Source organism: Aquabacterium sp. G14 (assembly GCF_037482285.1).
Taxonomy (GTDB): domain Bacteria; phylum Pseudomonadota; class Gammaproteobacteria; order Burkholderiales; family Burkholderiaceae_C; genus Aquabacterium.
In genome coordinates, this window is sequence record NZ_JBBEYB010000018.1 from 13,780 (window position 1) to 35,942 (window position 22,163).

General features: G+C 63.6%; 17 protein-coding genes. 5 read left to right on the forward strand and 12 right to left on the reverse strand.

Annotated elements, in window-relative coordinates; genetic code table 11:
* Positions 1-99: 99 nt before the first annotated feature.
* From WIT60_RS15065 to WIT60_RS15075, 3 genes are read left to right on the forward strand one after another with little or no spacing between them, the layout of a single operon-like run.
* Positions 100-1,209, forward strand: coding sequence for a GGDEF domain-containing protein (locus WIT60_RS15065; RefSeq protein ID WP_339584693.1), 1,110 nt, complete (start codon positions 100-102; stop codon positions 1,207-1,209).
* A 31-nt stretch (positions 1,210-1,240) separates the two neighbouring features.
* Complete coding sequence (argA, locus tag WIT60_RS15070) at positions 1,241-2,623, forward strand: amino-acid N-acetyltransferase (RefSeq protein WP_339584694.1); 1,383 nt, start codon at positions 1,241-1,243, stop codon at positions 2,621-2,623.
* A gap of 29 nt (positions 2,624-2,652) precedes the next feature.
* Positions 2,653-2,925, forward strand: coding sequence for an oxidative damage protection protein (locus WIT60_RS15075; RefSeq protein WP_339584695.1), 273 nt, complete (start codon positions 2,653-2,655; stop codon positions 2,923-2,925).
* A 64-nt stretch (positions 2,926-2,989) separates the two neighbouring features.
* Here WIT60_RS15075 and WIT60_RS15080 read toward each other — a convergent pair whose 3' ends face one another.
* The 11 genes from WIT60_RS15080 to WIT60_RS15130 all read right to left on the reverse strand — a co-directional run bounded on the left by WIT60_RS15080 (position 2,990) and on the right by WIT60_RS15130 (position 18,767).
* Entirely contained in the window at positions 2,990-3,673 is a 684-nt protein-coding gene (locus tag WIT60_RS15080; RefSeq protein WP_339584696.1) for a hypothetical protein, read from the reverse strand.
* Between the two features lie 94 nt (positions 3,674-3,767).
* Positions 3,768-4,724: an alpha-E domain-containing protein gene (locus WIT60_RS15085; protein ID WP_339584731.1), complete on the reverse strand. Its 957-nt coding sequence runs from the start codon at positions 4,722-4,724 to the stop codon at positions 3,768-3,770.
* A 127-nt stretch (positions 4,725-4,851) separates the two neighbouring features.
* Positions 4,852-6,285 carry a circularly permuted type 2 ATP-grasp protein gene (locus tag WIT60_RS15090; RefSeq protein ID WP_339584697.1) on the reverse strand — a complete coding sequence of 478 codons (1,434 nt, stop codon included), beginning with the start codon at positions 6,283-6,285 and terminating at the stop codon, positions 4,852-4,854.
* Positions 6,286-6,383: 98 nt separating this feature from the next.
* Positions 6,384-7,373, reverse strand: coding sequence for a transglutaminase family protein (locus tag WIT60_RS15095; protein WP_339584698.1), 990 nt, complete (start codon positions 7,371-7,373; stop codon positions 6,384-6,386).
* Entirely contained in the window at positions 7,370-9,982 is a 2,613-nt protein-coding gene (locus WIT60_RS15100; RefSeq protein ID WP_339584699.1) for a circularly permuted type 2 ATP-grasp protein, read from the reverse strand. Before WIT60_RS15100 ends, WIT60_RS15095 begins: the two co-directional genes overlap by 4 nt.
* Before the next feature lie 115 nt (positions 9,983-10,097).
* Positions 10,098-12,014, reverse strand: a complete 1,917-nt coding sequence (locus tag WIT60_RS15105) for a hybrid sensor histidine kinase/response regulator (RefSeq protein ID WP_339584700.1) — start codon at positions 12,012-12,014, stop codon at positions 10,098-10,100.
* Positions 12,015-12,091: 77 nt separating this feature from the next.
* A complete protein-coding gene (locus WIT60_RS15110) occupies positions 12,092-15,559 on the reverse strand; it encodes a transglutaminase family protein (protein ID WP_339584701.1) in 3,468 nt (1,155 codons plus the stop codon).
* Between the two features lie 107 nt (positions 15,560-15,666).
* Positions 15,667-16,215, reverse strand: coding sequence for a PEP-CTERM sorting domain-containing protein (locus WIT60_RS15115; RefSeq protein WP_339584702.1), 549 nt, complete (start codon positions 16,213-16,215; stop codon positions 15,667-15,669).
* 121 nt (positions 16,216-16,336) lie between these two features.
* On the reverse strand, positions 16,337-17,068 hold the full coding sequence (locus WIT60_RS15120; RefSeq protein WP_339584703.1) for an LrgB family protein: 732 nt from the start codon (positions 17,066-17,068) through the stop codon (positions 16,337-16,339).
* Entirely contained in the window at positions 17,061-17,408 is a 348-nt protein-coding gene (locus tag WIT60_RS15125; RefSeq protein ID WP_339584704.1) for a CidA/LrgA family protein, read from the reverse strand. The genes WIT60_RS15120 and WIT60_RS15125 overlap by 8 nt, the downstream gene beginning before the upstream one ends.
* Before the next feature lie 27 nt (positions 17,409-17,435).
* Positions 17,436-18,767 (reverse strand): ferredoxin reductase family protein, encoded by a 1,332-nt coding sequence (locus WIT60_RS15130; protein WP_339584705.1) that lies wholly within the window; start codon positions 18,765-18,767, stop codon positions 17,436-17,438.
* Between the two features lie 284 nt (positions 18,768-19,051).
* Between WIT60_RS15130 and WIT60_RS15135 the strand changes: the two genes are divergently transcribed.
* The gene (locus tag WIT60_RS15135) at positions 19,052-20,032 is read left to right on the forward strand and encodes an extracellular solute-binding protein (RefSeq protein ID WP_339584706.1); all 981 of its coding nucleotides are present in this window, start codon (positions 19,052-19,054) and stop codon (positions 20,030-20,032) included.
* Positions 20,029-21,783, forward strand: a complete 1,755-nt coding sequence (locus WIT60_RS15140; RefSeq protein WP_339584707.1) for a diguanylate cyclase domain-containing protein — start codon at positions 20,029-20,031, stop codon at positions 21,781-21,783. The genes WIT60_RS15135 and WIT60_RS15140 overlap by 4 nt, the downstream gene beginning before the upstream one ends.
* Here the strand turns inward: WIT60_RS15140 and WIT60_RS15145 are convergent.
* Positions 21,767-22,099 carry a YegP family protein gene (locus WIT60_RS15145; RefSeq protein WP_339584708.1) on the reverse strand — a complete coding sequence of 111 codons (333 nt, stop codon included), beginning with the start codon at positions 22,097-22,099 and terminating at the stop codon, positions 21,767-21,769. The genes WIT60_RS15140 and WIT60_RS15145 overlap by 17 nt on opposite strands.
* Between the last annotated feature and the right edge of the window lie 64 nt (positions 22,100-22,163).

Here is a 22,163-nt window from a genome sequence, read left to right on the forward strand (position 1 = left end):
TGGGCTGTTTCGAATACACGGATCAAGACCCGGATTTTCGGAAACGGGGAAGACAACCGGTAAGATCAGGACAGACTGGTTCGTCACTGCCGGAGTCTCATGGCCCTGCCCCCTCCACTGTTGCGCCTGTTGCTGGGCTCGGATCCTGAACGCCATGCGGCGATCGGTCTGACCCTGTCAACCAGTGGGCGCTACCTGTTCAACGCGGGGCTGGTCCTCGCGGCCGTGCCGCTGGGGTATGCATCCGCCAAAACGGCGCCCTACCTGCTCGCCTGCATGCTGACAGGCGCGGTGGTGTTTTACGCCTTGCTCCGCTTAGGGCTGAGTCGGCGCTTGCCTGACCCGAACCTGGTCATGGCGCAAGCCCTTTACTGCGCACTCACCGTGGCCGTGGGTTATCTGACGGTACACATGCACTTTCGAGGCGTCGTGCTGGCCTTCATGCCGGCGATCCTGTTGCCCACACAGTTTGCCCTGTCGCCACGGCGCATCCGTCAGCTGACCCTGGCCATGTTCCTGCTGTTGATCGGCACGACTGCGGTCAACTGGTACGTCAACGAGGGAGAAACTCACATCTACGGCGACATCCTGCGGTGTGCATATGTCAGTGCCATCTTGCTGGCAGTGTGTGAGGTGGCCCTGCGCGTCAGCCGCGCCCGACACGACATGAAGCTCAAAAGCGAAGCCTTGGCCAAGGCCCTGCACAAGGTGGAGCACATGGCCTCTCACGATCAACTCACCGGCTTGATCAACCGGCACCGCATGCACGAGATTCTGGACAAGGAATGGCATCGACTGCAGCGCCAGCATCATCCCACCACCCTGATCATGATGGATCTGGATCACTTCAAGCGGGTCAATGACAGCCATGGTCACCAGGTGGGCGATGCCGTCTTGCGGCAGTTTGCGCTGCTGGCCGACACCTGTCTTCGTGACGCTGACGTGGTGGCGCGTTGGGGCGGAGAAGAGTTTCTGGTGTTTTGCCCAGACACCACCCCTGAGCAGGCTCTGGTCGCCCTGAATCGCCTACGCGAGCAAGTGCGCTTCCAGCCCTTCCTGGGGCAGCATCCCACCGTGACCATCACCTTTTCGGCCGGTTTGGCTGCGGTTCGCCCGAGCGAGAGCATGGATAGCGCCATCGATCGCGCTGACCAGGCGCTGTACCAAGCCAAAGAGGCGGGGCGTGATCGCTTCATGCAAAGCCCATAATACGGCCGGCTGACGCTTTTCACCTACCCCCATGGATCTGGTCTTCCCCCACACCTTCGTGCCCTGGTTTCGTTCGGTGGCACCCCACATCCACGCCCATCGAGGCAAGACCTTCGTGGTCGCCTTGTCGGGGGAGTTGATTGCGGCCGGCAAGCTGGAAAGCTTCGTGCAAGACCTTGCGCTGATGCACGCCATGGGCATCAAGATCGTGCTGGCGCACGGCTTCCGCCCCCAATTGGAAGAGCAGTTGCGCGCCAAGGGGCAGACCTCGCACTTCAGCCATGGCATGCGCATCACGGACCCGGTGGCACTGGACTGCGCCCAGGAGGCCGCCGGCCAGCTGCGCTACGAAATCGAGGCCGCTTTCTCGCTGGGCTTGCCGAACACGCCCATGGCTGGCGCGGCCATCAGCCTGATCTCCGGCAACTTCATCACAGCCCGCCCCGTCGGCATCGTGGACGGCGTGGACTTCATGCACACCGGTCTGGTTCGCAAAATCGATGCGGTGGCCGTGCGCCGCGCCATCGACACCGGCGCCCTGGTGATGCTCTCGCCTTTCGGGTTTTCGCACACCGGTGAAGCGTTCAACCTGAGCATGGAAGACGTGGCCACCAGCGCAGCCATCGCCTTGCAGGCCGACAAGCTGGTCTTCGTGACCGAAGTGCGCGGCATCTTGCAGAGCATTGTCGCCGACCCGGCCCGTGCCGTGGCCCTGGAGGCGCGCCAGTACGATCCCGACGAGGAGGTGGACCAGGAGCTTGCCTTGGCTGATGCCAAGCGCCTGCTGGCCGCGCTGCCCAACCCCACCCAGCCCACGGATACGGCGTTCTACCTGCAGCACGCCGTGAAGGCGGCCGAAGGTGGCGTGGAGCGGGTGCACATCATCCCCTATCGGGTGGATGGCGCCTTGTTGATGGAGGTGTTCACCCACGATGGCGTGGGCACCATGATCGTGGACGAGAAACTGGAAAGCCTGCGTGAGGCCACGCCCGATGATGTGGGCGGCATCCTGCAGTTGATCGAGCCCTTTGAACAGGACGGCACCTTGGTCAAGCGCAGCCGCACCGAGATCGAACGCGATGTGGCCCAGTACACCGTGATCGAACACGACGGGGTGATTTTTGGATGTGCGGCGCTCTACCCCTTCCCTGAAGCCGGCACGGCCGAGATGGCTGCGCTGACGATTTCGCCCAGCGTGCAGGGCCAGGGAGACGGCGAACGCATCCTCAAACGCATCGAGCAGCGCGCACGGGCAATGGGCCTATCCACATTGTTTGTATTGACAACGCGTACCATGCACTGGTTTATCAAACGCGGCTTCGCGCCGGTCGATCCGAACTGGTTGCCCGAGGCTCGCAAGCGCAGCTACAAGTGGGACCGGCGCTCTCAAGTGCTGGTCAAGCACCTCAAGTGATTTTTCTTCAGAACTGACAAGACAACACCATGGCACGCACCATCCAATGCAAGCACCTCAACAAGGAAGCCGAGGGACTGGATTTCGCCCCGTATCCGGGCGAGCTGGGCAAGCGCATCTACAACGAGATCAGCAAGGAAGCCTGGCAGATGTGGCTCAAACACCAGACCATGCTGGTCAATGAGAACCGACTGAACCTGGCAGATGCCCGGGCACGCCAGTACCTGGCCCGACAGATGGAGCAGTTCTTCTTTGGCGAAGGTGCCGAGCAGGTGCAGGGCTACGTGCCACCGTCGGCCTGATCAGACGGCGCACTCAGCGACAGCCGAGTTAGACGACCAAGCCGACCCTAGTGGGTCGGCTTTTTCATGCCTGAGACGGCCGCGGTTCGGCCGCATGCATGGCTTGAGGCAATGGACGGAATACCCACCACCCCCGCAAACTGCTGGCAGCCAGGGTGAAAACACCGGCCAGGCACTCCAGCCCCTCTTCGAACATCAGCGCCCAAAGGGTCCATACATCGGTGGCTGAACTGCTTTGATGGCCCGCCCAGCGTTCGGCCAACTGCGCTGTCACCAGCAGCCCGAATGCGATCGTGAGAAATTGACCATCGGGGCGACGCCAGCCCTGCTCACGCCACAGGTAGCGCAGGGTGGACACGACGCTGGTCACCAAGGCTGCGAGGAAGATCAGCAGCAGAACCCCGGTGATGGCGCGGCGAAGCGGATCCACCGCAGCGTCCACGTAGTAGCGCCAAGTCAGCAAAGCTTTGCCGCTGGGCACCAGATCAGGCGGCAGGCCGGCTTCGCGCACGCCCATCAAGACCTTCACCAACACAAAGGCCAAGGGCAGCAGACGCTGTGCGCGCATGGTACGACCCAGCGTCCACACGGCGGCGACCAACCACACCCACACCGATCCCTGCTCGATGGGCCCTGACTCCTCACCGAGCAGAAACACGGTTTCCTGCGCCAGCATCAACGGCGCCAAGGCCAATGCCAACACAGCCCACCACAGGAGGCGCAAACCCCATTTCAGTTGAACAGACATATCGCGCAGCAGCCCCAGTGGAGCTTCGAAAGCAAAGCGCGATTATGACGATTGCATGACAAATGCAATCGTTATAAGGGAATAGCGTAACGTTTTACGCGGGCATCAAGAAGTCCCGACTGATGCCATAACCCAAGTCACTGACCCGGTCGAGGAACTGGGTCAGGTAGGCGTGCAGACCCGTCGCCAGGATCTCGTCAATGCGGCTGAACTGCAGATCGGCACGCAAGCGCCCGGCACGGCGGATGGTTTCATGGCTCTGGTCATTGGCCACAGCGCGCAGGTTGCTCACCACCTCATCCATGCAATACACCAGAGAGCGCGGCATTTCGGCGCGCAAGATCAGCAACTCGGCCACTTTCTCCGGACGGATGACGTTGCGGTAGACCTTGCGATACACCTCGAACGCCGACACGCTGCGCAGCACGGCCGACCAATGGTAGAAGTCGACCTCCTTGCCCTCGTTGCCAATGCCTGAGCCGAAGAACTCGGTGTTGCGGGCGTGGAACTTCACGTCCAGCAGACGCGCGGTGTTGTCGGCCCGTTCCAGGAATGTGCCGATGCGCTGGAAGTGGAAGGACTCGTCCTGCAGCATGGTGCCCAAGGTCACGCCTCGCGACAGGTGCGAGCGGAACTTGACCCACTCGAACAGCTCACCCGGGTCTTTCGCCAGCGCACCTTCCTTGACGAGGCGGTTGTACTCCAGCCAGGTCTGGTTCATGGTCTCCCACACCTCGGTGGTGAGGGCGCCACGCACGGCCCGAGCGTTCTCGCGCGCGGCACGCAGACAGTTCAGGATGCTCGACGGGTTGTTGGCGTCGGTCACCATGAAGGCCATCACGTCACGGGCGTTGACCGTGTCGTAACGCTTGAGGTACTCGGGCATCAACTCGCTGATGCTCAGCAAGCCCTTCCAGCCCTGCAAGGCGGCCTCGCTCGACTGCGGCAGCAGCGAGGTCTGGTAATTGACGTCCAGCAGGCGGGCGGTGTTTTCGGCCCGCTCCATGTAACGGGCCATCCAGAACAGGTGGTCGGCGGTGCGCGACAGCATGGGCTTGATCTCCAGGTGTGAGGCGTTGCTGGCGCGCAAGGCCCCCGTGGCAGTCTCGATCAGATGGGCAGGCAGATGGTCTTCAATGCGTTCGTTGAGCATGATGCTTCCCTTCTTTGTCGGTGTCTTACTCTTCCAGCACCCAGGTGTCCTTGGTGCCGCCGCCCTGTGAGCTGTTGACCACCAGCGAGCCTTCTTTCAAGGCCACACGGGTCAGGCCACCGGGCACCATCTGCACCTCTTTGCCAGACAGCACAAAGGGACGCAGGTCGATGTGACGCGGCGCGATACCGGACTCGACGTAGGTGGGGCAGGTGGACAGCGAGAGCGTGGGCTGGGCGATGTAGTTGCTGGGGTTGGCCAGCAGCACCTTGCGGAAGTCCTCGATCTCGGCCTGGGTGGCGGCCGGACCGACCAGCATCCCGTAGCCGCCCGCGCCATGGACTTCCTTGACGACCAGGTCGGCCAGGTTGTCGAGCGTGTACTTCAAGGCATCCGGCTCGCGGCAGATGTGCGTGGGCACGTTCTGCAGGATCGGCTTTTCGCCCAGGTAGAACTCGATCATCTTGGGCACGTAGGGGTAGATGGACTTGTCATCGGCGATGCCCGTACCGAAGGCATTGGCGAGCGTGACGTTGCCGGCGCGGTAGGCACGCAGCAGGCCCGCCACCCCCAGGGTCGAGTCCTTGCGGAAGACCTCGGGGTCCATGAAGTCGTCGTCCACCCGGCGGTAGATCACGTCCACGCGCTGCGGACCCCGGGTGGTGCGCATGTAGACGAAGTCGTCCTTGACGAAGAGGTCCTGCCCTTCGACCAGTTCGATGCCCATTTGCTGCGCCAGGAAGGCGTGCTCGAAGTAAGCCGAGTTGTGCATACCCGGGGTCAACACCACCGCAGTGGGCTCGTTGACGGAGGCCGGTGCCATGGCCCGCAGGGTGTCGAGCAGCAAGTCCGGGTAATGCGCCACCGGGGCCACGCGGTGCTCGGCGAACAGCTCTGGGAAGAGGCGCATCATCATCTTGCGGTTTTCGAGCATGTAGCTCACCCCGCTGGGCACGCGCAGGTTGTCTTCGAGCACATAGCAGGTGCCCGAGCCGTCCGGATTGCAAGCCCGCACGATGTCGATGCCTGAAATGATGGAGTAGATGCCCCCCGGCACATTCAGGCCCATCATCTCCTTGCGGAACTGGGCGTTGTTCAGCACCGGCTCGGCCGGGATGACGCCAGCCTTGAGGATCTCCTGGTCGTGGTAGATGTCGTCCAGGAAGCGGTTCAAGGCAGTGACCCGCTGCTTGAGGCCCTTCTCCATCTCGCGCCATTCGGCCGCCGGGATGATGCGTGGGATCAGGTCGAAAGGAATGAGGCGTTCGGTGCCCGAACCATCCTCGTCCTTGTCGCCGTACACCGCGAAGGTGATGCCCACGCGGCGGAAGATCATCTCGGCTTCGTCACGACGGGAGCGCATCAGCTCCCCCGCCTGACGTGCCAACCAGCGCTCGTATACCTTGTAGTGATCTCGCACCGCCGTTTCGGCGCTGTGCATTTCGTCAAAGAATCGCATCGCTTGGTCTCTCATCGGGCTCACACGTTGACCGTGTGCAGGAGTCAATGCATGGACTGTGCCAACACCTTGTCACACGCAGGGACATGGGCACGGTTTCAGGGCGCGCCCCATCTTGGGGCTGGGCTCGACAAGCCGCTTCCCTCGGCCAACAAGCGGGTGGTGACACGCACCAAAAGGGTGTGCTCGCCCCCACCGCGGATGACACCGCGCAGGGGTGTGACGTCCCCAAAGTCGCGACCGTGGGCCACACGCACGTGGTGCAGGCCCGGCACGCAGGCGTTGGTGGGGTCCAGGTCCAGCCAATCGTCGGCCGCGTCCAGGCCCAGGCCCGGCACCCAGACGCTGAGCCAGGCATGGGAAGCGTCCGCCCCCACCAGAGGCGCCTGGCCCGGCGGCGGCAAGGTCAGGAGGTAGCCACTGACGTAGCGGCCTGCGAGGCCACAGGCGCGCAGGCAGGCCAGCATCAGGTGGGCAAAGTCCTGGCACACGCCTCGCCGTTGCGCGAACACGGTCAACACCGGGGTGGAGATGTCGGTGGACGCCGGGGCGTAGGTGAAGTCGCGGTGGATGCGCTGCATCAGGTCGATGGCCGCCTCGGCCAAAGGACGCTCGTCTTGCAGGGATTCGGCCGCGTAGGCGCGCAACTCGGGCAGCATGGGCACATAGGGCGACGCGTGCAGGTACTCGCTGGCAGGCTCGAAAGGCGCGTGCGAACGGTAGCGCAGGCGCTCGCGCACCTCGGCGCAGGTTGGCCCCTGGCTTGGCTGCAGGCCGGCATAGCGCTCGCGCACCAGCACCTCGCTCACCGCCTTGACACGCAACTCACCATGCGCCGCATGCAGGGCGAAGTGCGCGCGGCTGTTGCCGTGGCTGTCGGTGCGGGTGTGGTGCTGGGCCGGATGCGGGTGCACAGCCATGTCGAACTGCCGCAGCGCCTGCCCGGCGTCAGACAGCGGACGCAGGCAGGCCACGTGCAGCGCTTGCTCCACCGGCACGCTGTAGGTATAGAGGGTTTCGTGCTCAACCCGCAAGCGGGCCCAATCGGCTTGAGGAGCGAGGTGCGGTTGAAGCGTGGGATGCGTCATGCACTCACCATGGAATCAGTGGGTTCGGCATGGGCGAAGTACAGGCGCCCGACCTCGTCGGACAGACGCCAGCTGGCCTCCAGCAAGCGATCGAGCAAGCCCAACACCGCAGCATGGCCTCTCACCGGGTCACACAAGGCCGCTAAGGTGGCGCCCACGCCCTCATGCGGCAAGAGTGCCAGCAGGTCGGCCGGAGAACCCGCGCGCGCGGGCAGCTTGCCCAGCTCGGTGCGCAGGCGGCGCACGACGCAGGCCAGCGAGCGCTGGTTGGCATCGTCCATGACCAGCAGCGCCACCAAGGCGGGCACCTCCAGGCGGCGCTGAAAGCGGGCGCGGAAGGTGATGGTGCTGTCGAACATCTCCAGGATCTGGTCAAAGCCCTGCGGGTGCTGCAGGGCCTGGTGGGTCCAGAACGCCTTGAGGATGTGGGCGTGGCCATGCAGTCGCTCGATCAGGCGCCCCACCGTGAGCAGGCGCCAACCAGGATCACGCGTCATGCTGTCCGACTGCGCTCCGGTGACGGCGCCGAGTTGCACGCTCAGGTGGGCCAAGGCGTCCTGCACGGTGTTGACGCGTGCGGCCAGGTTCGCGGGATCCAGCGGACCGCTGGAGCGCAAGGCCTGCTGGAAATCGGCGGCCATGGCGCGCAGCAGGCGGGCGTGCGCGGGCGACAGGCGCTCGCGCAAGGCCTGCGCGGTGCGGGTGAGCTCAGACAGGTTGAAGGCCAGGCTGTAAGCGCCCTGCCCTGCCTGGGCATCGCCCAAGGCCTCCAGGGCCACGCGCTCGAACACACGGTTGGACCTGTCGAGCGCAGGGGTGTCGGCAGGCACCATGCCGAACTGCACGCCCAACTCGGACAGCGCCTTCAGCAAGGCGGGCTCGGGCTCGTCGTCCTCTGCCCGCAGGCTGATGAGGCGCTCTGCCAGACGCAACTGCTGCTCACAACGCTCGGTGTAGCGCCCCATCCAGAACAGGTTTTCGCCGGTGCGGCTGGCCACCGGTCGCTGGCGTTGCTCCAGCTCTTCCAGCTTGATGGACTTGGGCAACATCGAAAACGCGTCGATGGGCTCCTGGCTGATCACCCAGGTGTCCAGCGAGCTGCCCCCCAGTTGCAGGGACACCGGCCCGTCGTCGCGGGTCGCAATGCGGGTCATGCCGCCAGGCAGGACACGCCAGCCGCCTCGCCCGTCCGACAAGGCGTAGACCCGCACCGAGGCACTGCGCAAGCTCAGGCCGCCCTCCGACCAGACGGGGGTCTGGCCATAGGGCATGAAGGTCTGCACGGTGTAGGCCGCTGGGTCTTCGTCCACCGCCTCTTCCCAGGCGCGGACCTCCTGGGGCGTGAGGCTGGCACCGAGCACCGTCTCCTTCAGTCCTTTGCGACGCGCCGACACCCCACCCGGTGTGTTCAACAAGGGGTAAGTGGGGCGGATGACCTGACGGGCCAGCTGCGGCCGCACGGCCTCCCACGCCGAGGCCTCGCCGCACCACCAGCTCGGCAAGGACGGCAAGATCAGGTCTTCGCCCAGCAGGTGCGAGGACAAGGCCGGCAGGAAGCCATGCACTGCAGGTGACTCCAGGAAACCGGTGCCCAGTGCGTTGGCCAGCACCACATTGCCAGCCCGAACCACCTGGGTCAGGCCCGGGATGCCCAGGGTCGAATCGGTGCGCAGCTCCAGCGGGTCACAGAAGTCGTCGTCCAGCCGGCGCAGCAGGCCGTGGATGGGCGTCAAGCCCTGCACGGTCTTGAGGAACAGGCGGTCGTCGCGCACGATGAGGTCGCAGCCCTCCACCAGGGGCAAGCCCAGGTAACGCGCCAGGTAGGCGTGCTCGAAGTAAGTCTCGTTGTAAGGGCCGGGGGTGAGCAGCGCCAGGCTGGGCGTGTCGCCCTGGGCACAGGGTTGCGCCAGCGTGCTGATCGTGTCCAGCAACTGGCGGTAGGTGCTGGCGAGATGCTGCACATTGAGCGCCCGGTAGGCCTCGGGAAAAAGACGGGACACGATCAGGCGGTTTTGCATGACGTAGCCCAGCCCCGACGGAGCCTGGGTGCGTTGCCCCACCACCCACCAGGCGCCATCCGGGCCGCGAGCCAGGTCAAACGCCACGACATGCAGGTAGACGCCCCCCAAGGGTTGCGTGCCTTGCAGGCCACGCAGGTAACCGGGGTGGCCCAACACCAGCGCGGAAGGCAACAGGGCCTCGCGCAACAGGGTTTGCGGCCCGTAGGTGTCCACCAGGATCCGGTTGAGCAAATCGGCACGCTGGGCGATGCCACGCTCCAGCCAGGGCCACTCCTCAGGCGCGATCAAGTGCGGCAAAGGCTCCAGCGACCAGGGTCGGCTGCTGCCGCCCGCGGCGTTGTAAACGTTGTAGGTGATGCCGTCTTCGCGAATCTGACGCGCCAGTGCCTCCTGACAGCGGCTGAGCTCGGCCAAGGGTGTGCCCAGTTGCTCGGCCAAGGCCCGCCAGACTGGCCGCAACTGGCCGTTGGGCAAGCGCAACTCGTCGTGATGACCCGGCTCGACGGGGCGAGCCTGGCTGAGCCACGCTTCGGCCCAGTCCGTCTGGACCGTGGCAGAGGGGGCGCGCATGGATGAGAAAGTGGACATGATGAGGCTCAAAGGACGGCATCGGTGCGCGACAGGGCGTGTCCCCGATTCTCAACCATGCAAGCAAATAACCGGCCAAGGGTTGTTCAGCACAACATGACCAAGACGCCATGACTCAATGGCCGGGCGCCATCAGCAACTCATCCAGGCAGCGCAACAAGGCCACCACATCCAAAGGCTTGGTCAGGTAGGCCGCGAACCCGCGATCCTTGGCTGCGTGCACGCGATCCGGCATCGCGTCGGCCGACAGTGCCACACGGGGCACATGACGCAGGCGCGGATCAGCCTGCAGGGCGTCATCCAGTTCGAAACCCGTCATGTCGCCCAGGTGCATGTCCAGCAAGAGCAGATCGGGCGGCGTCGCCGTGATCAAGCTCAAGGCCTCTTGCCCACTGGTCGCCACCTTCAGCGCCCAGGCGGGCCGCAAGGTCATGATCTGTCGAACCAGTTGCACATTGATCTCGTTGTCCTCCGCATAAACGATGGTCGCGGCGTGAAGTGAAGGCGGTGTCTCTTCGCCCAGCCCAGCAAAGCTCGATGACTCCGCGACCGCTCCGGCTGGCAAGGCAACAGTGAACACACTGCCCACGCCATGTTGGCTCTGAACGGACAGGGTCCCGTCCATCAAAGCCAGCAGGCGTTGCACGATCACCAGCCCGATGCCCGTGCCTTCGATTCCGCTCTGCTCTGCCCCCAATCGGTTGAAAGGCTCAAACAGGTGGTCAAGCTGTTCAGGCGTCAGGCCCCGTCCGGTGTCAGACACCGCACACCGCACCAGATCGCCCTCGGACCACACCTGCACGCGCACCATCCCACCAGCGTGGTTGTACTTGATGGCATTGCTCAGCAGGTTCACCAACACCTGACGCAGACGCACCCGATCGGCGCGAACTGTGAGCTCGGCATCTTGAGGGGCAATGTCCAGGCTGACCCGCGCCTGCTCCGCCGCATCGGCCACCATGCTCACGGCATCGTGTAGCACGGTCTCGAGATGCAAGGATTCCACCGACATGGGCAGGGAGCCCGCCTCGATGCGCGACAGATCGAGGACGTCGCTGATCATCGCCAGCAGGTGCGCCCCTGCCCGCTCGATCAACCGCACCTTGCGCAACTGGTCGTCCAGCAGCGGTTGTTGGGGGTCCATGCGCAACAGTTGCGCAAAACCCAGCACGGCGTTCAACGGCGTGCGCAACTCGTGGCTCATGCGAGACAGGAACTCGGACTTGGCCTGGCTGGCGCGCTGCGCGGTTTCCGCCACCACACAAGCTTCTTGATACAGCTTGTGTTCGGTGATGTCGGCAATGTAGCCACAGCGAACCTCATGCCCATCGGCATCCAGGCCCGAGATCGAATCAGCCGCACACCAGCGCCACTCGCCACGCGCGTTGCGCACGCGAAACTCGCTGTGCAAGCGCACCGAACCGGCCATGGCAGCGTCTCGTTGCTGGAAGAACAGGGCCAGGTCTTCCGGCATCACCCGGTCATACAACACCCAGGGCGAGGTCATGGCCTGCTCTGGTGTGGCGCCAAACATTTCGCGCACGCCTTCACTGACGAAATCAAGGTGTCCACCCACGTCCGCACCAGCCCGGAACACATAGATCATGCCTGGCAGGTTGTGGGACAAGGCTGTGAGCAGCGCATTGCGCTCGTTCAGCCAGGCGGCGTGTCGCTTGCGATCGGTGATGTCGTTGAAAACGCAATACCAGCGCAGTCGCCCATCCTCCACCTGATGAGCGCGTGCCTGCACAGCGAACCATCGAAGACCGTGGACGGGTGAAATCACCCGGCAGTCCATCTCAAAAGGATCCAGGGTGCGCGCACTGTTTTCGATGGTGTTGAACAGCACAGGCTGTTCTTGCGGGTGCACCAGATCTGCCAGACGCTGCCCGAGCAAGCGACCCTTTTCATAACCCAGGGCCGTACAAGCCAGCTGATTGACATCGTCGATGCACCCCCGGTGATCCATGATCACCTGGGCGGCGGGCGAGAGATCAAAGGCGGTCTGGTACGGCGAAAGGGGCGCAAACACGAATGAGGCCGAGTCATGACAACAGTGGGCCCTTGATTAAACCCCAGAATGGACGGCGGCCCACGTAACAAGCCGTGTCAGGACCGCACCCGGGCACGCCGCAAGTCCAGCGTCAACGGGTGTTCGATGCCGGGTTGCAGCGGCTTGATGAACATCTTGCCCGGCGTGTGCCCCATGCGGAAGAAGCGCGCCAGGCGCCGGCTTTCCGCCTCATAGGCATTGATCGGGAAGCTGTCGTAATTGCGGCCACCGGGGTGGGCCACGTGATACTGACACCCGCCCACCGAGCGCTGCAGCCAACTGTCCACCACATCCAGCGTCAGCGGCGCATCGGCTTCGATGGTGGGGTGCAGACACGAGGGCGGCTGCCAGGCCCGATAGCGCACCCCGGCAACGTACTCGCCCACGCGACCGGTCGGATGCAGCGGCAAGACCTCGCCATTGACGGTGATCACATGGCGATTGGGGTTCAAGCCTGTGGCCCTCACCTCGATGCGCTCCAGAGACGAGTCCACATAGCGCACCGTGCCCCCGGCCGAACCCTCCTCACCCATCACATGCCAGGGCTCCAGGGCTGCGCGCAACTCGACGTGCACGCCCGAAGCGGCCATGTCGCCGATGTGCGGGAAGCGGAAGGAGAAATGCGGCGCAAACCAGGTCGGCTCGAAGGCAAAGCCTGCCTGATTCAGTTCCGTCAACACGTCGGCAAAGTCTTGCTCGACAAAGCTGGGCAGCAAGAAGCGATCGTGCAAGGCGGTGCCCCAACGGGTCAGGCGCTGCGTCCCGTGACCGCGGTAAGGCTCACGCCAGAACCACGCCACCAAGGCGCGCAACAAGAGCTGCTGAACCAGGCTCATCTGCGCATGCGGCGGCATCTCGAACGCACGCAACTCCAGCAGTCCGAGGCGCCCCGTCGGCCCATCGGGCGAGTACAGCTTGTCGATGCAGAACTCGCTGCGGTGCGTGTTCCCGGTGGCATCGATCAAGAGATTGCGCAGGGTGCGGTCAATGATCCAGGGCGGACACTCCCCGTACATCGCCATCTGCCGCTCGATCTCGGCCAGCCCCAACTCGACCTCGTAGACCTGGTCGGTGCGAGCCTCGTCCACGCGCGGCGCCTGGCTGGTCGGCCCGATGAACAGGCCGGAGAACAAGTAGGACAGCGACGGGTGGTTGTGCCAGAAGGTCAACAGGCTGGGCAACAGATCTGGCCGACGCAAGAAGGGACTGTCCGCGGGCGTCGCGCCCCCCAGCACGAAGTGATTGCCGCCCCCCGTGCCGGTGTGCCGTCCATCCACCATGAACTTCTCGGTCGACAGTCGGGTTTCGTGCGCGGCCTGGTACAGGAACTCGGTGTGGTCCACCAGTTGCGCCCAGCTGGATGCCGGATGAATGTTGACTTCGATGACGCCCGGGTCCGGGGTGACCTGCAACAGCTTGAGACGGGCGTCGCGCGGAGGTGGGTACCCCTCCAGCACGATGGGCATGCCCAACTCCTCCGCTGTCGCTTCCACGGCGGCAAGCAGGTCGAGGTAGTCATCCAGCACAGGTAGGGGCGGCATGAACACATACATGACACCCCCACCGCGCCCCTCCCTTTCAACCTTGGGGCCACTTGCACGATCGGGATTGCGCACTTCCACGCACAAAGCGGTACGGGTGATCCAGGCGGCGGACTCAAAGGCGGCAGGCACCGCATTGGCATTCGCGGGCAAGTCGCCCCACTCACCGTTGCGTGCAGCCCCGCCAAGCCCCCCGACCCCTTGCCCCTGCACAGACACGGCGCCACCTTCTGCAAACCCACCGCCCACGCTGTGCGGCGCGTACTGCGTGCGCAACTGGCTGGCATCCGGCAAGGCATCGCGCGGTGCGAAAGGATCGTGTGCATGCACGTAGGGGTAGTCGGCCTTCGACACCCATGGCAAGGCATCCAGAGGCAGGCGGTAACCCATGGGCGAGTCGCCTGGGATCAGGTACATGCGCTCGTCGCGGAAATGCCAGGGACCGCTGAGCCACGGGGCACCACCCGGAACGCCCTCACCACGCCGAATCGGCAGCACGAAGCCCACCTCGTGGTCCAGTCCCTGGTCGAACACCCGACGCAAGCGCACGCGCTCCATTTCGTCGTCCAGACGGGCGTCAAAGGGGTCCACGTTCACCGGCAGACGGCGTTCACGCCACAGGTAGTAAAACGTGTCTTCATAACCCGGCTGAACATGCGCCCCGCCCACGCCCAGCTTGTCGGCCAGAGTGTGGATGAACAGTCGGGCATCGTCGGTGCTGTAACGCACCCCGCTGCGCTCATCGGCAAACAACAAGGGGTTGTGCCAGCAAGGCTGACCATCGGTGCGCCAGAAGATGGACAGGGCCCACCGGGGCAATTGCTCGCCGGGATACCACTTACCCTGGCCAAAGTGCAAGAATCCGCCCTCACCATAGCGCGCGCGCAGCTTGTGCACCAATTCGGTGGCCAGCCCGCGTTTGGTGGGCCCGAGCGCATCGGTGTTCCACTCCGCGCCATCACGGTCATCGACCGACACAAAGGTTGGCTCCCCGCCCATGGTCAGGCGCACATCGCCTGCCGTCAACAAGCCGTCCACCTCGTGGCCCAAAGCATCGATGGCCCGCCATTGCGCCTCGGTGTAGGGCTTGGTCACACGTGGCGACTCGAAAATACGGGTGATGGCCATGTGGTGGTCGAACTCGCATTCGCACTCGTCCACAGCGCCAGACACCGGCGCAGCCCCGGTCGGTTCGGGGGTGCACGCCACCGGGATATGCCCCTCCCCCGCCAGCAAGCCCGAGGTCGGATCCAGGCCAATCCAGCCAGCACCGGGCAGGAAGACCTCGCACCAGGCGTGCAGGTCGGTGAAGTCCACCTCGGTGCCCGATGGGCCATCCAGGGCCGCCACGTCGGCCTTGAGCTGAATGAGGTAGCCCGATACAAATCGAGCGGCCAAGCCCAGGTGGCGCAAGGTCTGCACCAACAACCAACCGGTGTCACGGCATGAGCCAGACTTGAGCGTCAAGGTCTGCTCCGGTGTCTGCACCCCTGGCTCCATGCGGATGGTGTAGGCAACGTCGCTTTGCAGGCGCTGATTCAGGCCGACCAGAAAATCAATTGTGCGCGTCTCGCGGCGGTCAATCGTGTCCAGAAAGGCCTGAAAAGCGGGCGTGGGGGCCGATTTGACCAGATAGGGCTGCAGGTCTTGGAGCGAGGCCGCGTCATACTGGAACGGGAAGGTTTCCGCGTACGGCTCCAGGAAGAAGTCGAACGGGTTGTACACCGCCATCTCGGCCACCAGGTCCACCGTGATCTTGAACTCGGTGGTCTTCTCCGGGAACACCAGGCGAGCCAGGTGATTGGAGAACGGGTCCTGCTGCCAATTGACAAAGTGGGTCGCAGGCTCCACCCGCAGCGAGTACGACAGGATGCGCGTGCGGCAATGCGGTGCCGGTCGCAAGCGGATGACCTGAGGCGACAGGCTCACCGGCCGGTCGTAGCGATAGTGCGTGACGTGATTGAGGGCAACGTGGATGGACACACAGTTCTCCGTGAAACGGTGCTGCCGCAAGCGTGCAGCCTGTGTGTGACACCAGCAAGTTACGGGCCACCAAGCTGGTGCATGGCGACCTGTGCCCTCTCATGCTCTCACTTCAAACGTCGACCCGCCAATGCGCCAACACCAAGGAGCCCCAGGCTCATCAACGCCCAGGTGCCAGGCTCGGGCACGGCGGTGATGGTGATGTTCGAAGGCATCACAGACCACTGATCGCCCATGGGGTCCGATAACGTGGACTGGTACAAAGCCCAGAAATTGAAGGACTGTCCATTGGCCCACACGCCCGACAGATGCCCGCCGGCATAACTCACATTGGATGCCTGAATCTCCACGGCAGCATCCGGGCTGTTGATGATGAGCCAACTGATGTCATCTGCGCCCGAAATGGTCACCGAGGCCTGATCGTAGACATGCAGCCAGGAAACATCCCCACCTGTCATCGTCACTTGAGATTGGCCACGCGCATCAAGCCAGCTGATGTTCGCTCCGGGCAAAACCATTGCGGTGTCGACACCCGTGAGCACGACACTCACTTGACTGCCATCAATCACCACATCGCCCGCTTGCGCAGCGAATGGGACCGCAATCGCACCTGCCAGCGTCAGCCTGGCAAGCATGTTCAAGACTTTGGAGTGCACTGTGAATTCCTTTCAGCGTCAGCGCCGGCCATCAAAGGCTGAATTGGAACGTTCACCAACCTGACGCACCACCCTCTTTCGTGTGATGGGCCATGAGGAGAGGGAGTTTTCGCGACAAAACTCAACCCCAACACCACGCCAGCAAAACGGGCAAGAGCAGTGCGGTGAGCAGGCCGTTGAGGCCCATGGCCAAGGCTGAAAACGCGCCGCAGGTCTCGCCAATCTGCAAGGCACGCGAGGTGCCAATGGCATGCGCGCAGGTGCCCAGTGCGGTACCCAGACCTGCGTCGTCGCCGGGCAGCAGTCGGTGAAAAATCCAAGGGCCCACCACGGCCCCCAGCAACCCTGTCACCAGCACGATGGTTGCAGCCAAGGCCACATTCGCCCCGACCTCGTGCGCGAGCACCGTTGCCAAGGCAGTGGTCACCGATTTGGTGCTCAAGGCGAGAACCAGCTCGCGGTTGCCACCCAACCAGTGCGCGACCAACATGGCCGTGACCACGCTGACCACTCCTCCCACCAGGATCGCAGCCAGGGTGCTGCGCCAGCGCGCCCCCACATGCTGCAGCTCGGTGTACAGCGGGATCGCCAGAGAGACGATGGACAGACCCAGCATCCAATGCAGGAACTTCGTCGCCTCGAAATAGTGGGCGTATGACATGCCCAGCCCTTTCAGCGCCACGATGACCATGGCCACCGAAAGCACCAACGGATGGACGAAGGGGGACTGCCCCGCCTTGCGATACAGCCAGGTGGCCACCGCATAAGCCGACAAGGTCAGGAACAGCGGAAACAGCTGATGCGTCAGCACCGCCGACGATGCCTGATGCCACAGCGCCATCAACTCAGACATCGTGAGACTGCTTTCCGTCAAGTTTGCGCAACCAGCGAATGGTCAGGCCCGTGGCCAGCATGCCCGCCACGATGCTCACCAGCAAGGCCACGGTCAGAGGCCACCAATTGGCTCGCAGCAAGTCTGCCTGCTCCATGATGCCCACGCTGACGGGCACCAGCAGCAGCGGCACCAGCAACAACATGGTGGAGCCAGCTCGCCGCAGCTCCGGCAAATGGCCTTTCCTGGCCAACAAGGCCAGCAGCACCAGCACCATGCCGACCACCGAACCCGGCACAGGCAAGCCTGTCACGGCAACTACCGCCTCGCCCATCAACTGCCCGGCCACCAGCAGTGCCATGCCCTGGATCATTTCTTCACACCTCGCTCAACGCATCTCGAACAATTCCTGATGGAAGTCATCGGGCGATCTGCCTTGAGCCGCCCAATCATCACGCAGCGCCTGTCCAAAGCTGGCCGGCCCGCAGAACCAGACGCTGGCCTGCGCCCACTCGGGCACCAACTCGCGAACTCGCTGCGGCGTCAGTCGCCCCTGCTCCGCGGCCTTCACCACATGCAGCGTCACACCCGCCTGCTCAGCCCGCTGACGCACGCGTCGGATGAACTCGGCATCAGGCGCACTGGTGCTGTAGAACAGATCAATGGCCTTGCCGTCAGGCTTCTCGCACAAAGCCTGCATGCGCGCGATGAAGGGGGTGATGCCAATGCCACCGGCCACCCAGATCTGACGTGGGTGACGCCCCTGGAAGGAAAAGCGACCATAGGGCCCCTCCACCTGCGCCACATCTCCCACCTTCACCTTGGATGGCAACGTCTGGGTGTAGTCTCCCAAGGCCTTGATCAGAAAAAACATCTTGCCGTCATCCTTCCAGGCTGACGACATGGTGAACGGATGCGGGCCCTCCCGAGGGTCCAAGGTGACGAAGGCAAACTGCCCCGCCTGATGCCCCGGCCAGCGACTCTGTAGCGTCATGGCCACACGCAACACCTGGTTGTCGGCGTGGTACTCCACGTCATCCACGACCGCCACGGCACGTCGGGTCTGGCCCACGCTACGGGTCAGGCTCACCAGCGCAGCGAAAGAGCCTCCCGCGAGCAACACCGCCATGACGGGCCCGATGCCCTGAGTCCAGTAGCTGAACTTCATCAGCACAACCGAGTGGTAGACCAGCACCAAATAAACGACTGCCAGCCAGCGGTGTGTCTTGAAGAAGTAACGGTACGGGAAGCGCTTGATCAAGGCCAACCCGATCATGACCACCGCGGCGTAAAAAGCCCACTCGCCCACGTCTTCGGCCATACCGCGCTGGCTTGACAACCAAGCTTGCAGACCTTCATACGCAGGGCGTGCACCCTTGCGCGCAGGCCTCTCCAACCACCCCCAACCCACAGCCCACTTCACGGCCTCCACCCAGAGCCAGTGCGCGATGGCCATCACCAGCGCGGTGATGCCCAGCCATTTGTGGAGCCGATACGACTTGTCCAGCCCACCGAAGAAGGACTCGATCCGCCCCCTCGGACGCAGCGCGAGCAACATCGCCACACTCATGGCCCCGATCGCAAGGATGCCGGTGTAGTTGAGCATGGCTGTGCGGAAACTGAAGATGGCAAACGCCTCCGACCAGACCGGGTCCGCCGCCAGCCACAAACCGGACAACAAAAGAATCAACCCGACCAGGGTGAGTTGTATGTGTTTCATGGGCGCAGGAGGCAAAGCAGCAGAACCCTTCAAGTCTACGCCTGTCCAACTCAGCCTCGTTCGTCGGGACACGGCGTGCACGTTCAAGTCGAATTCCCGGCTTTTTTGTATGCAGATGCGCCGCTCCCGGTATATTCTCAAAATCGGACATGTGGAGCATGGCCTCCCTCACGCCCCCACCACGGAGATTCGTCAAATTGCGCCGTTTGCTGTTGCGCCTCGGGATATCCCTGTGTCTCCCTCTGCTGACATCTCTGCCCCACACGGCGCGTGCAGACACGCCTGTGCTCCGTGTGCTGGCTTGGCCGGGTTATGTGGAATCCGAGGTCGTCAGGGAATTCGAAGCGCGCCATCAGGTCCGTGTCGAACTGACTGTCATCGACACCGACGAAGCGCTCTGGCAAAAAGTCACTGCCACGCAAGGGCCTGCTTTTGACGTGTTCGCGGTCAACACGGCCGAATTGCAGCGTTATGTGGCGAGCAATCACGTGCAGCCCATTGACACGACGCGCATTGCAAACATCGAACGGCAACAGCCTCGCTTCCGTCAAACCGCGGCCATCCCCGGTCTGGTACGGCCCAGCCCACACGGTGAAAGGGTGTACGCCATCCCGTTCACCTACTCGGCCATGGGCCTGATCTACGACAAGCGCCAGATGCAGGTGCCGCCCTCATCCATCCATGCACTGTGGGACTCGCAGTGGCGTGGCAAGGTGATTGCCTACAACGGTGGCTCCCACAATTTCTCTCTGGCCGCCCAAACCTTGGGCTTGACGACGCCCTTCCACATCCCGCCAGATCAGCTGGAACCCAGCGTGACCAAGCTGATCGAATTGCGCCGCAATGCGCTGGGCTTCTACACCCAGCCCGAGGAGTCGGTGCACCTGTTCGTGCGCCACAAGGCGGCCCTCATGTTTGCCAACTATGGCATGCAGCAAGTGCATCTGCTGCGGGCAGCCGGCGTTGACGTGGGCTACGTCATCCCGCGAGAAGGAGCTCTGGCCTGGCTGGACTGCTGGGCCATTCCCCGTGATGCACACCACGCCGCACTGGCCCATGCATGGATCAACCACCTTCTGGACCGCACGGCCAGCCAACTGCTCGTCACGCGGCAAGGCCTCGCCAATACCGTTGCCCCCGTCGATCAGCGCATGGGCGGCAGCAACCTTGTCTGGCTTCAGCCGGTCGAAGATGCCGCCCAACGTGAACGACTGTGGGGGCGGATCCACACCGGCAATCGGCTGAGCAAGGTCCTGACACCATGAGGCTGGGCATCGTCTGGCGCACGGGCATTGCCATGGCCCTGATCGGCGTGCTGGCAGCAGGGCTGACCGGCTACTACGGGTACACGGAAAGCCGTGCACTGCTGCAAACCGCGGCCGAGCAGCGATTGTTGACCGCCACACGGGTGCTGGCGCGGCAACTCAGCGTGGGACTGGACACTGCCAGCCGAGACGCTCTGATGCTGGCGCAGCACCCGGGCACCATCGTGTTGCTTGACACCTGGCACCGTCTGGAACCTGAGGCCCGCGGCAGCACCATGGCGGCGATGTTCAAGACCATTCTGCAAACCCGCCCAGAGTATTTCCAGATGCGGCTGATTGCGGCCACCGACCATGGTGCGGAGCGCGTGCGGGTCGAGCGCAGCGAAGACGGTCTCTCACGGACACCGGAAGATGCCCTTCGGGAGAAAGGTCACTATCCCTTCGTGGTGGAGACCTTGGCGCTGCCCAATGGGGCGGTGTATGTTTCTCGGGCCAGCCTCTATCCTGAGTCCCCTCGTCACGAGGGTGGCGCGCGTCCGGCCTTGCAGGTGGCCACCCCGGTCTACGGCCCGCATGCACAGGCCATGGGCCTGCTCGTCATTGACATTGACCTGGACCGGCTGTTCACGCAACTGGCGGCCGACCTGCCAGCCACCTTGAGCCTCTACCTGAGCAACAGCGACGGTGACTTTCTGATCCACCCAGACCCGAAGCAGGCCTTTGCTTTCGACCGTGGCCAGCGCGCGCTGATACAGGACGCCTTTCCCGAGACCCGCAAGCTGATCGGCGCCCCCTCGGAGGACATCCAGCAGGTCGTCACGACGCAGGTGAGCAACGCGTCGGATCAGGCCCTGGTGGCCGCCTTCGTTCGCCACCGCTTGAGTGGCATGCACAACGACGAGGGTTACGTGATCGGCCTGGGCCAGCCCTTGCGTGACGTGCTGGCCGATGCCGACCAACTGGGACGAACCAGCTTGCGCATCGCGCTGGCCTTCAGCGCACTGGCGATCGTGCTGGCGGCCTTACTGGCACGGCGACTGTCCAAACCGCTCCAACAGTTGCTGCGTGCCATCCGCGAGTTCGGGCATGGCTCGCACGATGCCCCGCTGCCCTTGCCCGTGCTGCGGCACGACGAGTTCGGCACCCTGGCACGCGCCATCGATGAGATGCAGGGCCAGATCCGCGCCCAGTTCGCTTCATTGGAACTGAAGCAGCACGAATTGGACCGACTGGCCAGCCACGACACCCTGACGGGATTGCCCAATCGCCGCCTCTTCATGGACCGTCTGACGCAGGCCATGGCCCGTGCCCGGCGTCACCAAAGCCAACTGGCGCTGCTCTTCATCGACCTGGACAACTTCAAGGACATCAACGACAACGAGGGCCATGCCGCCGGTGATGATGTGCTCAAGCTGATGAGCCAGCGCATGGGGGCGCTGGTGCGAGAAGTCGATACCGTGGCGCGGCTGGGTGGGGACGAGTTCATCATCTTGCTCGACGGCGCCGACAACCGCGATGAAATCACCCAGATCGCTCAGCGCATGGTGGACGTGTTGCGCCAACCGGTGCTCTACGAAGGCAAGCTGCTGCAGTGCGGGGCCAGCATCGGCATCAGCTGCTTCCCGGACGATGCCACCGACATGACGGAACTGATCGCCACCGCCGATCAGGCCATGTACCGAGCCAAGCACAGCGGTCGCAACCAGCTGTGCTTTGCCTCGCCAGCAGGCCAGGTCAAGTCAGGTCCTTGACCTCGGCCTGGGCGGCGTGCCGCTGTGTGGAGGCGATCACGGCCTCGCGCGAGGTCTCGACCTCGTAGAGACGGCTGCTGCCGATGACCTGCCCGTTGGCTGCCTTGAGGTTGAAATAAGGCTTGCCATTGGCCGATACCTGCCGCTCGTAACGGGCATCGTTGTTGGCGTTGGACTTGACCGATGCGATGCCGTTCTCGGCCGAGGCTTTGGACTGGTACAACTCGCTGGTCAGTACGGTTTCACCGTTGTCCGCCTTGAGCACAAAGCGGAACTGGCCGTCTGAGCTTTTGCTCAGCTCGAACATCATCGTCATCTCGGATCCCCTGATGTTGAAACTGCGAAAGCGCCACCCCATGCGATCGTGACGCGGTGGCCTT

Excerpts from the sequence above, each read along its gene's own strand:
- WIT60_RS15145 (WP_339584708.1), bottom strand. The coding sequence starts at position 22,099 with ATGACGATGATGTTCGAGCTGAGCAAAAGCTCAGACGGCCAGTTCCGC.
- WIT60_RS15140 (WP_339584707.1), top strand. The coding sequence starts at position 20,029 with ATGAGGCTGGGCATCGTCTGGCGCACGGGCATTGCCATGGCCCTGATC.
- WIT60_RS15065 (WP_339584693.1), top strand. The coding sequence starts at position 100 with ATGGCCCTGCCCCCTCCACTGTTGCGCCTGTTGCTGGGCTCGGATCCT.
- WIT60_RS15085 (WP_339584731.1), bottom strand. The coding sequence starts at position 4,724 with ATGCTGTCGCGCACCGCCGACCACCTGTTCTGGATGGCCCGTTACATG.
- WIT60_RS15090 (WP_339584697.1), bottom strand. The coding sequence starts at position 6,285 with ATGCGATTCTTTGACGAAATGCACAGCGCCGAAACGGCGGTGCGAGAT.
- WIT60_RS15100 (WP_339584699.1), bottom strand. The coding sequence starts at position 9,982 with ATGTCCACTTTCTCATCCATGCGCGCCCCCTCTGCCACGGTCCAGACG.
- WIT60_RS15095 (WP_339584698.1), bottom strand. The coding sequence starts at position 7,373 with ATGACGCATCCCACGCTTCAACCGCACCTCGCTCCTCAAGCCGATTGG.
- WIT60_RS15080 (WP_339584696.1), bottom strand. The coding sequence starts at position 3,673 with ATGTCTGTTCAACTGAAATGGGGTTTGCGCCTCCTGTGGTGGGCTGTG.
- WIT60_RS15130 (WP_339584705.1), bottom strand. The coding sequence starts at position 18,767 with ATGAAACACATACAACTCACCCTGGTCGGGTTGATTCTTTTGTTGTCC.
- WIT60_RS15125 (WP_339584704.1), bottom strand. The coding sequence starts at position 17,408 with ATGGCACTGCTGGTGGCCGGGCAGTTGATGGGCGAGGCGGTAGTTGCC.
- argA (WP_339584694.1), top strand. The coding sequence starts at position 1,241 with ATGGATCTGGTCTTCCCCCACACCTTCGTGCCCTGGTTTCGTTCGGTG.
- WIT60_RS15120 (WP_339584703.1), bottom strand. The coding sequence starts at position 17,068 with ATGTCTGAGTTGATGGCGCTGTGGCATCAGGCATCGTCGGCGGTGCTG.
- WIT60_RS15075 (WP_339584695.1), top strand. The coding sequence starts at position 2,653 with ATGGCACGCACCATCCAATGCAAGCACCTCAACAAGGAAGCCGAGGGA.